The sequence below is a fragment of the Allobaculum sp. JKK-2023 genome (assembly GCF_034745455.1).
Lineage (GTDB): Bacteria > Bacillota_I > Bacilli_A > Erysipelotrichales > Erysipelotrichaceae > Allobaculum.
The window spans coordinates 3,018,612-3,032,027 of the sequence record NZ_JAYERV010000003.1 but is presented as its reverse complement, the minus strand read 5'-3'; the positions used below and the strand labels follow the sequence as shown (position 1 = coordinate 3,032,027).

The 13,416-nt window shown below is 45.7% G+C and carries 9 protein-coding genes and 1 tRNA gene; 8 read left to right on the top strand and 2 right to left on the bottom strand.

The genetic code is table 11. The features are described 5' to 3' along the window. The first annotated feature begins 1,026 nt into the window (after positions 1-1,026). Positions 1,027-1,596: a hypothetical protein gene (locus U4956_RS12180; protein WP_323090963.1), complete on the top strand. Its 570-nt coding sequence runs from the start codon at positions 1,027-1,029 to the stop codon at positions 1,594-1,596. A 2-nt stretch (positions 1,597-1,598) separates the two neighbouring features. On the opposite strand, the gene U4956_RS12175 is transcribed toward U4956_RS12180, so the two are convergent. Further along, positions 1,599-2,858, bottom strand: a complete 1,260-nt coding sequence (locus U4956_RS12175; protein WP_323090962.1) for a tetratricopeptide repeat protein — start codon at positions 2,856-2,858, stop codon at positions 1,599-1,601. Between the two features lie 736 nt (positions 2,859-3,594). Here U4956_RS12175 and U4956_RS12170 point away from each other — a divergent pair. The 7 genes from U4956_RS12170 to U4956_RS12140 all read left to right on the top strand — a co-directional run bounded on the left by U4956_RS12170 (position 3,595) and on the right by U4956_RS12140 (position 12,394). Continuing rightward, positions 3,595-3,684: transfer RNA gene (locus U4956_RS12170), tRNA-Ser, on the top strand. Positions 3,685-4,127: 443 nt separating this feature from the next. Further along, on the top strand, positions 4,128-4,490 hold the full coding sequence (locus U4956_RS12165) for a helix-turn-helix domain-containing protein (protein ID WP_323090961.1): 363 nt from the start codon (positions 4,128-4,130) through the stop codon (positions 4,488-4,490). Positions 4,491-4,977: 487 nt separating this feature from the next. After that, positions 4,978-6,339 carry a rhamnulokinase family protein gene (locus U4956_RS12160; RefSeq protein WP_323090960.1) on the top strand — a complete coding sequence of 454 codons (1,362 nt, stop codon included), beginning with the start codon at positions 4,978-4,980 and terminating at the stop codon, positions 6,337-6,339. 226 nt (positions 6,340-6,565) lie between these two features. Continuing rightward, positions 6,566-7,807, top strand: coding sequence for an L-rhamnose isomerase (locus U4956_RS12155; RefSeq protein ID WP_323090958.1), 1,242 nt, complete (start codon positions 6,566-6,568; stop codon positions 7,805-7,807). Further along, positions 7,776-8,825, top strand: coding sequence for a rhamnulose-1-phosphate aldolase (rhaD, locus tag U4956_RS12150; protein ID WP_323090957.1), 1,050 nt, complete (start codon positions 7,776-7,778; stop codon positions 8,823-8,825). Before U4956_RS12155 ends, rhaD begins: the two co-directional genes overlap by 32 nt. A 444-nt stretch (positions 8,826-9,269) precedes the next feature. Continuing rightward, a complete protein-coding gene (locus U4956_RS12145) occupies positions 9,270-10,742 on the top strand; it encodes a glycoside hydrolase family 1 protein (protein WP_323090956.1) in 1,473 nt (490 codons plus the stop codon). 179 nt (positions 10,743-10,921) lie between these two features. Further along, positions 10,922-12,394 (top strand): glycoside hydrolase family 1 protein, encoded by a 1,473-nt coding sequence (locus U4956_RS12140; protein ID WP_323090955.1) that lies wholly within the window; start codon positions 10,922-10,924, stop codon positions 12,392-12,394. A gap of 232 nt (positions 12,395-12,626) precedes the next feature. On the opposite strand, the gene U4956_RS12135 is transcribed toward U4956_RS12140, so the two are convergent. Continuing rightward, a complete protein-coding gene (locus U4956_RS12135) occupies positions 12,627-13,388 on the bottom strand; it encodes an NAD-dependent protein deacylase (RefSeq protein WP_323090954.1) in 762 nt (253 codons plus the stop codon). Positions 13,389-13,416: the final 28 nt, after the last annotated feature.

Below are 13,416 nucleotides of genomic sequence, written 5' to 3'. Positions count from 1 at the left end.
TAAATTTTTATTTTTCGAGACCTGTCTGAAATGGGACAGCATCAGGCAGGAACCAGAAAATGAGAGTACAGCAGTCTGCAAAGCAAAGAAGCCACAAGAATGATTTCCTGTTCTGGTCTCGAAAATAACTGGCATGAAAGAAACAGGGCTCAAAACCAATCTTGCTTGAAGATAAAGAGCTGACTGCTCTTGCCTTTTAGAAGCGATTACCGGGTGCTTCTTTACCGCTGACATCTTGATATACGCAAAATCCGATTGTTGTTTCGCGATCCTGCGATTTTTTATTTTTCAAATCTGTCTGATAGGACTGCACCAGACAAACTTGAAAGAACATGGAACAAAGGCCAGCAGGACAAGAGGACCGTATGGGATAGTTTCCTGTTTTGAACGGGAAAGAAACTGGCATGAGAAAGGAAACAGAGTTCAAAACAAATCGAGTATGAGCATGAAACTTTGGCCGCTCTTGCCTTTTAGAAGCGACTGCTGGACGCTTCTTTACCGCTGACATCTTGATATACGCAAAATCCGAATGCCGTTTCGCGCTCTTGCAGATTTTTTTAATTTTTTATCGAGTCTTGATTTTGGCTCAGACCGGAAAAAACTGAAAAACAGGATGCATTCGCCCGAACTGGGCAGCTTTCTGTACCTCTTCCTACGCTCACGCCTGAATCACTGATCTGACCAAACGATCGAAAACAGAAAACGCCGAAAGCGAATCCACGACAAACAACTGCCAGTGCTGCCCTTGTCTTCTGACTTGCAGCCAGCAAAGTCTTTAACGCGGCTGACACTCTGATATACGCGACCTTCAAATTGCTGTATCACCACCTGGTCAATTTTTTGCATTTCTTTGGTTTGTGTCTTCTCTTGGCAAAATCCTGCTTTTTGATGGCTTCAGCCGGCTTTGAATCTTTCTTTATATCTATCGTTTCAATCAGCAGCCGTGATCTTTTTGCTTTCTTGACGAAAGACTGCCTGGAATCTTTTTACCGGGCAACTTTGTTCTGGATTTGGCATACTACGGATATGCAAAAACAACGTTTAACTTCGAAGAACTCAAAAGCGGCTGGCTTGATGGCTCTTTATCTGCTTCTTGTCCTTTTTTCTGTCTGGATTGGATTTCAGATTGATCGTGTTCAGGAAAATCTCACAGGACTTGGCTGGAAAAACGGCCATCTGCTCTTGATGGGAATTTATTGTCTGTTTGCCTGTGGGTATGATGGCTGGCTTTCCTGGAGGGTACTCATGCAGGCGGGATATTATGTGCAAGGCCGGTTGAGTGCCCTGATGTGGGCCTTCATGGCTTTGGGGGCTCTGATCCCCTGGAAAGATCCTGGTCTGGGAGCCACTCTGGATCTTCATTCCCTGGTCTGCACGACAGCAATTATCGCCAATGGACTGATCTGGCTTTGGGTGTCGGTCTATGGCTTGACCAGTCCATTTTTTCGTCAGGTCTGTCAGCTTGTGCTTGGCTGTCTGATTTTGAGTGTGGCTGTTTTTGCGGCCAGCGGCTGTATCAGCTATCTTTGCGAAGCTGCCTATGTTCTGTCCAATGGACTGGTTCTGCTCTTGGCAGCCATGAAAAAAAGCGGATGATTTCAGCTGAAATCATCCGCTTCAAGTAAGTGGCTTTCTTCAATTTTTTTCAGATAGTTTTTCGCATTGCGTACGAAGTATAGCTTATTGCCAGTTTCCAGCACTTTTTCAAAATACATCTTGGCAATCACATAGTCTTGCTGAACAAAAGAGATCAGGGCAATGTAATACTCACAATCAGACTTCTGCAGATTGGTCATCGAGCGCTTCAACAGGTTCAGATAATATTTCTTGCATGTATTGAAGTCGCCTTTCATCAGATTGATTTTATTTTCAAGAGCAGCCAGTTCTTCGGATTTAACCATCATCCCCATCGCACCGAGCTGCGGACGAAGATTGGTCATTTCTTCTTTGCATCGATTCAGGCCGTTTTCGTCTTTGAGCAGATAGTAGATATAGCCCATCAGGGAATAATAAGCCATCAGATTATTTGTGGTCGAACGCGGGAAGGCAATCAGAACATCCTGAGCCAGGCTTGGCTCATTCAGATAGATCAGGCACTGGGCAAACAGCGCTCTGTTTTTAATTTTATAGTGACTTCCACTTTTTGACATATAGATCAGGGCGGAAAGACATCCTTCAGGATTGCATTCGTTGATCAGAATTGTAGCAATCGAATTGTAGCTGCTTGCCCGGATTCTTGCCAGATACTGAAAAGCAAAGATGCAGACAAGAACCAGGATCATAGAGATAAAGAGATTTTCCAGAAAGAACATCGCACAGAACACAGCAACAAGTCCCAATGTATAGGCAAGATTGACTTTAAACAGGGTCTTCTTCGTATCCTGGGCAACTGCTTCATACTTTGGATCCAGTTTATGGTGAAGCAGATAGATCCGGACGATCTCATCATCACCAGAAATATTGGCTTTTGAATAGCCACGCTTTGTCTGTAAGTTCAGTGAAATCCATCCATACAGATCAACGACGATCATGATCGGTAAGGCGAACATGCCAAGTGAAATCGCATAATCCGGAAGCATGATGGCGGCCAGCATGAACAGATACATCGTTCCTGGGTATTTGCTTGAAATCAGGTTTCCGATCAGGAAGACGTTAAGCAATCCTGCAAAACCAAGGCCTCCGGATACGCCAATCAGCCATGGATTGGATTCAAAGACAGCGGCTACAGCAGCTGGCATGGTTTCATCGATAATCGACTGGAACAGCACATTCGAACTGAAAAACATCGTCATGGCAAATCCAACGATAAATGCACCAATCAGAGAGAAAAACTGGCTTTTACATTTATATTTCCACATTAAACTACCTCTCCAGATATGTATTCGTTTCAAAGCAGTTCGCAGACAGTCTGTAAAACTGCATAGTTCAGTATACAAAAGGCTTTTCGCTAAAATGATGGGATTCCGGCTATGATCGTGTGAAATTATGAGAGAAAAAGTACCGATCCTTGATTCGGAATGAACTCCCTTAAGATGGAACTTAATTCTCGGCTTTTCCAGATCAATCTTCCATACCAGCATCGGCCTGCAGCAGACCTGTTTTTTAGTCTCTGATTCAAATCCAGACTCCAGTCTTTCCCTGATTCATTTGAATAGCGGATCCCTCGGCCAGTTCTCCTGCCTAAGTCAGAAAAACAAAATCGAGCCTGCTCCTTTTGTATTGTGAAGCCAAAGCAGACTGACTATTCAAGTAAGCCTGCTCTTACTTTCAACAATTTATCCTGAATCCTGTCCTCGATGCAATAAATAAGAACTGTTAAAATGCAGTTTAAGCAATTTCCATTATTTTGATTCTCAGATCTATCTATATCAGACGATAATTCCATCCGATTATAAAATATTTTACAAATTATCCAGTTTGACTGGACGCCTCTGATTCTTTCTGGTAGTATCTTACCTGCGTCCGGGAAAGATCTTCAGCGAAGATGTCTTCTGGAAAACAAAAATCAGTTCCAGTCAAACTTCTAAAAAAATAAAATTTTCTGTTTGACATCTGGTTCTGAATTTTGTATTCTAAATAGGCGCTAAGGCGAATGGAGTTGTGTCCGAGCGGTTTAAGGTGCAGTCTTGGAAAGGCTGTGTAGGAGCAATCTTACCCAGGGTTCGAATCCCTGCAACTCCGCCATTTGAAAATAACTGCAAATCAAATTAAAACGAATTTGATTTGCGTTGTATAGATTACCGGCCTGAATTTCAGGTCTTTTTTTTTGGAATTTGGAAGCAGATATCTCCCTGCTTCTTTTTTTCTTTTGCCCTTCCCAAGTCCAGACTGTTCGGATTCTTACCTGCTCTGTCCTGTTTCTTTTTGAGAACTCTGCTCTTCCTTTTTCATTCCATTTTTCCGATAATCCAGGATCACCATCAACTTTTTGCCCAGTCACTTTCCAGCCATTTTCAGGTACTTCTCCACTCTTTTGGATGACGCCCCATCCAGAGCTTTTTGAATATCAACTGTTTTTTCTGTCCGGAAAGTGTAGATTCAATTCAGATTTGTATCCGACAAGAAAAGATTTATCTTTTTGCGCTAGCCTGTCATGTTTTTCTGGCGTGACGGTATAAAATAAGGGCATGACAACGGGACAGAGATTGCGGGACGCGCGCTTAAAACGAGAAAAAACGCTGGAAGATGTAGCTCACGCCATTGGGGTGACTGCGACTTCTATTTCAAAATATGAATCAGACCGGGTTAAAAACATCCCGCAGGAAAAGCTTCAGGCAATTTCCGATTATCTGGATGTTTCCATCTCCTATCTGCTGGGTCTCGACGATCCCGCCAACGCATCACCCATCGTTCTTTCCATCGATGAGCAGCTGCTCATCGAGGAATACCGCAGGCTTTCTGAACTGAACAAAGAGACCATTAAAATTCTCTGCGAACGTCTTGTTGAAGTTGAAAGTGTCAAAGACGATATCGTTCAGCTCCATCTTTAATCCTGACAATCTGCACTCTTATCCCTGTTTTATTTTCTGATTATATTTCCTGTCTCTATTCTCTATGCACAGATCAGCCGCTTTCAATTGAAGGCGGCTTTTTCTTTTGAATCCTCAAAGCTCGGTATCAAAACCCACGGCATTCCACGTCCATCTGCATCAGATATCATGGATACAGGGATTTTTTCCTTTTTATCTCTTCATCCACTTCATTAAATTCTGACAGGAAGTCTGCTAACTTGCGATAGCGACAATAGCGCTTCCACCACTTAATATAAAGCCATAAACAAGACAGCATTTAGGAGAAAACAATGATTGAATCCGTTATGATCATGATGAATTTCTCTTTATTTTCTGTCATCTGTTTTGAAAGGATCGGCCTGTATCCCTGTATGGAATTCTGCCCCCTTTTCGCTTTTTATCACTTTTCACTATCCAAGTCTCACCTTTTACCAATTCAACCTTTATACAGAAAGGAAATTTCTCTATGTCCTGTCATTTAGCCGTCGATATTGGAGCCAGCAGCGGCCGTCTGATTATCGGTCTTTACAACAATGAAAAACTTGAACTCGAAGAAGTTTATCGATTCAAAAACCAGCTTGTATCGACTAATGGAAGAAGCTGCTGGGATCTCAATGGTCTTTTCAATCAAATTCTTGAAGGCATGCGCCAATGCAAAGCAGCTGGTTACCTGCCCGAAACCATCGGCATTGATACCTGGGGCTGTGATTATGTCCTGCTTGACCAGGATCAAACCCCTATCGGCCATCCGATTGCGTACCGGGATGATCGCCATGAACAAAGTGCCGCTTCCTTTTTAAACAAATATTCCTGTGAAGGTCTGTATGCGGTCAATGGTCTGCAATATCAGCCCTTCAACACACTTTTCCAACTCTATCAGGATGAACGCCTCAAACAGGCTGAAACCTTCCTGATGGTTCCGGATTATCTCAACTTCCTATTATCCGGTAAAACGTGCAACGAATACACCAACTTATCAACTTCCGGTCTGCTCGACTGCAAAAAACGCAAGCCATCGATTGAACTGCTTGAAGCAGCCGGCATTTCTTCCAATCTGCTCTGTCCAGTCACTCCAGTTGGAAAAGTCATTGGAGACCTGCGTCCTGAAGTTGCTCAGTCTGTCGGTTTTGAGTGCAAAGTCATTGCCGTTCCTTCGCATGATACCGCCAGCGCCTACCTGGCCAGTCCCTTTAAAGATCAGATCATTCTCTCTTCCGGAACCTGGTCTTTGCTTGGTGCCATTCTCGATGAACCGATCATTGAAGAAGCGGCCCGCGCTGTGAACTTTACCAATGAAGGCTGTGCCAATGGTCAGATCCGTCTGCTTAAAAATGTCATGGGACTCTGGATCATTCAGGAAGTCTTGCGCAACCTGGGCTCCAGATACTCCTTTGCCAAGCTGGTTGAGCTGGCTCGCGAGGATCCTTATGAAGAAATCTTTGATGTCAATAAATCCTGCTTCCTGCACCCAGACAATATGGTCAAAACGATTCAGGAAGACTATCGCGAACGCGGCATTGAGCCTCCAGTGACTCCTGGCCAGATTGCGGATGCCGTTTATCGCTCTTTGGCCAATGCCTACAGACAGGCTGTTTTAGAGCTGGAAAATCTTACCGGCAAAACCTATTCAGCCATCAATATCATTGGCGGTGGCTGCCAGAACGGTTATCTCAATGAACTGATTGCCAAAGAGACCGGCAAGACTGTTTTAGCCGGACCGGTTGAGGCAACCGCCATCGGCAACCTGTTAGCCCAGATCCACGCCGCAGACGACAACATTCTGTGCCAGTCGATTCTGGAAAATTCCTTCCAGCCAAAAACATACTGAATTCTCTTTTTTAAAGTAGATCTGCGCCGATCTGCTTTGCGATACATTTTTTGATTTCCGTTCATCCAGAAACGCCTGCTTCCTTTGGCAGTCTGCTGGATCTCCCTACTCTTTAATATAACTTAAATCAATATGATATAAAAAGTTAATATTTGATCTATGCGATCTTTCTCAACAAGCAAGATCCATCACAATTCAAAACATCCGATCTAGAAAGAGGAACAATATGACCCATTACGAAGACGCAAAACGCGAATACGAACAGTTAGGCATCGACCCTGAAAAAGCCATGGAAAAACTGGCTCAAACCCCTGTCAGCATGCATTGCTGGCAAGGGGACGATGTCATCGGATTTGATGGCAGTGACAGCCTGTCCGGCGGGATTCAGACGACCGGCAACTATCCCGGCAAAGCCCGCACGCCTGAAGAGCTGATGCAGGATATCGAAAAAGTCCTGTCCCTGGTTCCTGGCAAAATGAAACTCAATCTTCATGCCAGCTATGCCATGAAAGAAGATGACCGTGATCGTGATGAGCTGAAACCAGAAGATTTCCAGCCCTGGATTGATTTTGCGTTAAAACATGACATGGGACTTGATTTCAACCCAACTATCTTCTCCCATCCAAAAGCCGAAGGACTGACCCTTTCGAGCGCAGATCCAGAAACGGCTGAATTCTGGATCCATCATGTCCAGGCCTGCATCCGCATTTCCGAAGAAATGGCCAGACAGACAGGTCAGAAAGTTGTCATGAACATCTGGATTCCTGATGGCCTCAAAGATGTTCCTGGAAGCCGTCTTGCTCCAAGAAAGCGGTTTAAACAAGCGCTGGACAAAATCCTGAGCATGGACTATGACCGCGACCTGGTCAAAGTTGCCCTGGAAAGCAAAGTCTTTGGCATCGGCATGGAAAGCTACACTGTCGGCAGTGCCGAAATGACTTTTGGATACGCGATCAAAAACAACCTGACACCATTGATGGATAACGGCCACTACCATCCAACCGAAGTTGTTTCCGATAAAATTTCCGCCGCTTTATTGTTAGCTGATGATCTTGCCTTACACATTACCCGCCCGGTTCGCTGGGACAGTGACCATGTGGTTCTGTTTGATGATGAAACTCGTGAAATTGCCAGAGAAATCGTTCGCTGCAATCCTGAACTGGACCGTGTTTACCTGGCCACTGACTTCTTTGATGCAAGCATCAACCGCATCGTGGCCTGGACGGTTGGCCTGCGCAATGTTCAAAAAGCTCTGCTCTATGCCCTGCTCCAGCCAAATGATCGTCTTGAAAAACTCCAGGACGAAAACAGATTCAGCGAACTGATGGTTTTACAAGAAGAACTCAAAACTCTGCCTTTCGAAGAAATCTGGCGTGAATACTGCCGGCGCAATGATGTGGATGGCAGCATGGGCTGGTTAGAAGATGTCCTCACCTATGAAAACGATGTTCTTTCGGCCCGCAAATAAAGAAAGAAAGAAAAACCATAAACAGAAAATCCAGAAAAGAAAACAGAAATCCTGCCGGTCAACAGCTCTCCAGAAGCTCTGGCAAAAACAGACTGCCAATTCTGCCTGGCAGCCCTCTCCGGCAGCAGAAAAGAAATCCCTGTCCACAAGCCAGTTTGCAACCGAACTGGCGATCTGTAGAAAGAAGAGAAAAATGATGATCTTAGAACAGCCTTTTATACAATCTTTTATTCAGATGGGAACCGATGGCTATGACCTCGGCTGGCACGAACGCAATGGCGGCAATTTATCCTATCGTTTAAAGCCATCGGAAGTTGAAGCCGTGAAATCGGAACTGAATCGAAACAATCCATGGACACCCATTGGCGTCCAGGTTGAAAACCTTGGGGGTGAGCATTTTCTCGTGACCGGATCCGGTCGTTTCTTCCGTCATTTAAGCGACCGCCCGCTTGAAAGCCTGGGTCTGATCGAGCTGGACGAAACTGGAAGAAATTATCGCATCGTCTATGGCTTTGAAAACGGCGGCAAGCCAACCAGCGAACTGCCCAGCCACTTAATGAACCATGCCGTAAAAGTCGCCATCAACCCAGACTACCGCATCATCTACCATGCTCATACCACCAACCTCATTGCCCTGACTTTCGTTTTGCCTTTACAGGATGAAGTCTTCACCCGCGAACTCTGGGAAATGGCTACCGAATGCCCGGTTGTCTTCCCGGAAGGCGTCGGCGTGATCGGATGGATGGTTCCCGGCAGCATTGAAATCGCCTATGCCACAAGCAATAAAATGAAAGACTATGATCTGGCCATCTGGGCCCACCATGGCACGTTTGCGGCCGGTAAAGATTTTGATACCACCTTTGGACTGATGCATACGGCTGAAAAAGCGGCTGAAATTCTCGTCAAGGTTTTAAGTATGTCTCCAGCCAAAGCGCAGACGATTCAGCCGCAGGATTTTCGAGATGTCGCGGATGCTTTTGGAGTGACTCTTGATGAGCGTTTCCTCTATACCAAATAAAACTGCCTTCGGCAGTTTGCCCACTTATCCTGACAAGTGCCATTTGTCTTGGCCGCTCGTATCAAAAGGCCGCGGCGCACCATGCCAGCCTGATGGTCCTTCATGACAATCAATCTCATCCATTCCCTTTCCGTTCCATTTCAGCATTAGGCTGGATTCTTTGTTTCCAGTGAGAATTCCTGTCCTGGCGTAGGCGAAGAGGTCGCTTTCTTTTTCTTCAGGCCCGGCAGCCTGAAAAAGATGGAAAACTGACTTGCCGCCCAGGGCCGCCTCTGCCAGCGAAACGATGAATCTGGTTTATAAGCATAAAAAGATTATTTTGTATCAGATTCCTTGATACGGCAACAAAGCGCTTAACTTCCGGCAGAAAAAGGGATGGTCAGGGATATATAAATCTGTTAAATTGAAAAAAACAGGCAATCGAGTTGCCAAGGAGGATCAAATATGAGCTTTCCAAAAGACTTTTTATGGGGTGGTGCCGTTGCAGCCAACCAGTGCGAAGGAGCGTTCCTGGAAGATGGCAAGCAGCTTTCTGTCCCTGACATGCTGCTTGGCGGTGATGTCAATACACCGCGCACCTTCCTGCCAGCGATCGATGACACTGCCTTCTATCCATCGCATGAAGCCATCGACTTCTATCATCATTACAAAGAAGACATCGCATTGTTCGCCGAAATGGGCTTCAATGTTTTCCGTCTGTCCATCAACTGGGGACGAATTTTCCCAAATGGGGATGATGAAGAACCAAATGAAGCCGGCCTGGCTTTCTATGAGGCTGTTTTTGATGAATGCGCAAAATACGGCATCACCCCGCTCGTTACGCTTTGCCACTATGAAATTCCATGGAATATCGTGACGAAATACGGTGGTTTCTCCAATCGCAAGACCATCGATCTGTTCGTAAAATACGCCAGAACTGTCTTTGAACGCTATAAAGACAAAGTGAAATACTGGCTGACGTTCAACGAAATCAATATTGCCTGCATGGCTGGCCACAGTGCCCTGGGGGCTTTATATGGACTTGGTGTCATGGAAGAAGAAGACATCAATTCGACAGACCGCATTCCTTTATCTGAACTGAAAGGCAACCAGCAAAGAATCTTTGAAGCCCTGCACAATGAATTCGTTGCTTCCGCCCTGACCGTGAAGATGGGTCATGAAATCAACCCTGACTTTGTCATCGGCAACATGATTGCACACTCCACACTTTATCCGCTGACCCCAAATCCAGACGACATCATGGCCTGCCTCAAGCAGGATCAGATTGCCAACGACTTCTGTGGTGACGTTCAGGTTCGTGGTGAATATCCAAGCTACATCTTCCGTTACTTCAAAGAAAACGGCATTGATCCATCTTTCATCACGGAAGAAGACAAAGTCATCCTCAAAGAAGGAACCGTGGATCTGTATACCTTCTCCTACTACCAGACCAATTGCGTAACCGTAGATCCAGACGCAGAAAAAACAGCTGGCAACCTGTCTGCCGGTGTGAAGAACCCCTATCTGAAAGCTTCTGACTGGGGCTGGCAGATTGACCCTGAAGGCCTGCGTTATACCCTGAACATTTTGCATGATCGTTATCCACAGACTCCATTAATGATCGTCGAAAACGGTTTTGGTGCTTTTGATACTGTTGAAGAAGATGGATCCATCCATGACCAGTATCGCATTGATTACTTCCGTCCACATATCAAAGCCATGAACGAAGCCCTCGAAGATGGCGTACCATTAATCGGATATACAACATGGGGCCCAATCGACCTGGTTTCTGCAGGAACTGGTCAGTATGCAAAGCGCTATGGATTCATTTATGTGGATCGTCACGATGATGGAACCGGTGATTTCTCCCGCAGCAAGAAAGATTCTTTCTACTGGTACAAGAAAGTCATCGAATCCAATGGTGAAGATATCGACTAATTTTTAAATTCAATTTGACTGCCGGCAATCCTTTGATCGCCGGCTTTTTCTTGGGCTGAAAGCCCCTGAAAATCGATCAGCAGCCAGATCTGACTTTCAATCCAAATCAAATCTGTATTCCAGACTCTGTCTGTCCCCCAGACATTGTCTGTATCCAAACTATCAAGGAGGATTTTTCCATGAGCTTTCCAAAAGACTTTTTATGGGGCGGCGCCGTTCCAGCCAACCAGTGCGAGGGCGGCTATCTCGAAGATGGCAAAAAGCTTTCTGTCCCTGACATGCTGCTTGGCGGCGATCTCCATACTCCCCGCACCTTCCTGCCAGTGATTGATGACACAGCCTTCTATCCATCGCATGAAGCCATCGACTTCTATCATCATTACAAAGAAGACATCGCATTGTTCGCCAAAATGGGCTTCAATGTTTTCCGCCTGTCCATCAACTGGGGACGAATTTTCCCAAATGGGGATGATGAACAACCAAATGAAGCTGGCCTGGCTTTCTATGATGCTGTTTTGGATGCATGCGCAAAATACGGCATCACCCCGCTCGTTACGCTTTGCCACTACGAAATTCCCTGGAATATCGTGACGAAATACGGCGGTTTTTCGAATCGTAAAACCATTGACCTGTTCGTCAAATATGCCAGAACTGTCTTTGAACGCTATAAAGACAAAGTGAAATACTGGCTGACGTTCAACGAAATCAACATTCCCTGCCGGGGACTACATGGTGGTCAAGGCGCTTTATATGGTCTGGGGATCATGGAAGAAGAAGACATCCACTCCACCCATCCTCTGCCTTTGCCTGAACTTCAATACGACCAGCAGCGGATGTTCGAAGCTTTGCACAATCAATTTGTCGCTTCTGCTTTAACAGTCAAACTCGGTCATGAGATCAATCCGGACTTCATGATTGGCAACATGATTGCCCATGGCACTCTTTATCCACTGGCTCCCAATCCTGAAGATGTGATGGCCTGCCTGAAAAAAGACGAAATGGATAATGGTTTCTGTGGGGATATTCAAGTACGTGGTGAATATCCAAGTTATGCCTTTCGCTACTTCAAAGAACATGGCATTGATTTCTCCTTCATCACGGAAGAAGACAAAGTCATCCTCAAAGAAGGCACAGTTGATCTGTATACTTTCTCCTACTATCAGACCAACTGTGTCAGCACAAATCCCCATGCGCAGAAAACTGCCGGCAATATGAATTATGGAATCAAGAATCCGTATCTGGAAGCTTCAGACTGGGGCTGGCAGATTGATCCGCAGGGACTTCGCTATACTCTCAACAAACTCCATGACCGCTATCCGCATACGCCGCTGATGGTCGTTGAAAATGGACTTGGAGCCTTTGATACTGTGGAAGAAGATGGTTCGATCCATGATCAGTATCGAATTGACTACTTCCGTCCCCACATTCAGGCAATGAGCGAAGCCATCGAAGATGGCGTGCCATTAATCGGCTACACGACATGGGGCCCAATTGACCTGGTTTCTGCAGGAACTGGTCAGTATGCAAAACGCTATGGCTTCATCTACGTTGATCGTCACGATGATGGAACCGGTGATTTCTCCCGCAGCAAGAAAGACTCGTTCTACTGGTACAAGAAAGTCATCGAATCCAACGGCGAAGATCTCGACTAACAGGCCTCTTTTCCTTGTCGTGTGGTGTTTTTTGGACAACCACTCGAAAATCGCTCGAACATTCTCCAAAACAGGAAAGACCCCAGAACCACTTCAGTTCTGGGGTCTTTTGTCTGAATTCTTTTGGACTCTTTGGACAATTCAAAGAATCAGTCTTTACGATTCAGCTGCTTTCGATTTGCGAAAATTCGGTCTGTTTTCGATGCGGATTGAACATTTACCTGACGAAGGATCAATCCGTCTTTTTTTCGGAGGCTTTCAGATCTTCCACGGCAGCTTTTAAGACTTTGCCAATAGAATCATGAATCACAAGATCCGCCTGGCCATCATATGGAGTCGAGTCGCGGTTGATTAAAACCAGATATTTGCCATGGAAATACTGGAGCAGACCGGCTGCCGGATACACAACCAGACTGGTGCCGCCAACGATCATGCAGTCGGCGCTTTCAATCTGCCTGACCGCCTGATAGAGGACGTTCTGGTCCAGACCTTCTTCATACAGAACAACATCTGGTTTGATGATGCTGCCATCATCCGGATCGACAGGGATGCCATCTTTGTTGCGGTTGGCAATGGTTTCTTCCAGAGTGAAGAACTTGTGGCAGCGGGTGCAGTAGTTGCGAAGAACAGAGCCATGAAGTTCGAGAACGTTGACCGATCCGGCTTTCTGATGCAGACCATCAATATTCTGGGTGATGACAGCCGTCAGTTTGCCCATTTTCTCCAGTTCAGCCAGGGCTCTATGCGCATCGTTTGGCACGGCGTCTTCATAGATCATTTCATTGAAGTAGAAATTGAAGAACTCTTTCGGGTGCGAAACATAGAACGAGTGCGACAGCATGGTTTCAGCCGGGTATGGATATTTTCGTTCTTTCTTTTCGCCATACAGGCCATCTGCGGAACGAAAATCCGGAATGTTGCTTTCCGTTGAGACGCCGGCGCCGCCAAAAAAGACGACGCGTTTTGAATCTTTTAAAATTTCTGCAAGTGTCATGTGTTCACCTTCCAAAAAAAGCCAGGGA

Excerpts from the sequence above, each read along its gene's own strand:
- U4956_RS12180 (WP_323090963.1), top strand. The coding sequence starts at position 1,027 with ATGCAAAAACAACGTTTAACTTCGAAGAACTCAAAAGCGGCTGGCTTG.
- U4956_RS12140 (WP_323090955.1), top strand. The coding sequence starts at position 10,922 with ATGAGCTTTCCAAAAGACTTTTTATGGGGCGGCGCCGTTCCAGCCAAC.
- rhaD (WP_323090957.1), top strand. The coding sequence starts at position 7,776 with ATGAAAACGATGTTCTTTCGGCCCGCAAATAAAGAAAGAAAGAAAAAC.
- U4956_RS12155 (WP_323090958.1), top strand. The coding sequence starts at position 6,566 with ATGACCCATTACGAAGACGCAAAACGCGAATACGAACAGTTAGGCATC.
- U4956_RS12160 (WP_323090960.1), top strand. The coding sequence starts at position 4,978 with ATGTCCTGTCATTTAGCCGTCGATATTGGAGCCAGCAGCGGCCGTCTG.
- U4956_RS12145 (WP_323090956.1), top strand. The coding sequence starts at position 9,270 with ATGAGCTTTCCAAAAGACTTTTTATGGGGTGGTGCCGTTGCAGCCAAC.
- U4956_RS12175 (WP_323090962.1), bottom strand. The coding sequence starts at position 2,858 with ATGTGGAAATATAAATGTAAAAGCCAGTTTTTCTCTCTGATTGGTGCA.
- U4956_RS12165 (WP_323090961.1), top strand. The coding sequence starts at position 4,128 with ATGACAACGGGACAGAGATTGCGGGACGCGCGCTTAAAACGAGAAAAA.
- U4956_RS12135 (WP_323090954.1), bottom strand. The coding sequence starts at position 13,388 with ATGACACTTGCAGAAATTTTAAAAGATTCAAAACGCGTCGTCTTTTTT.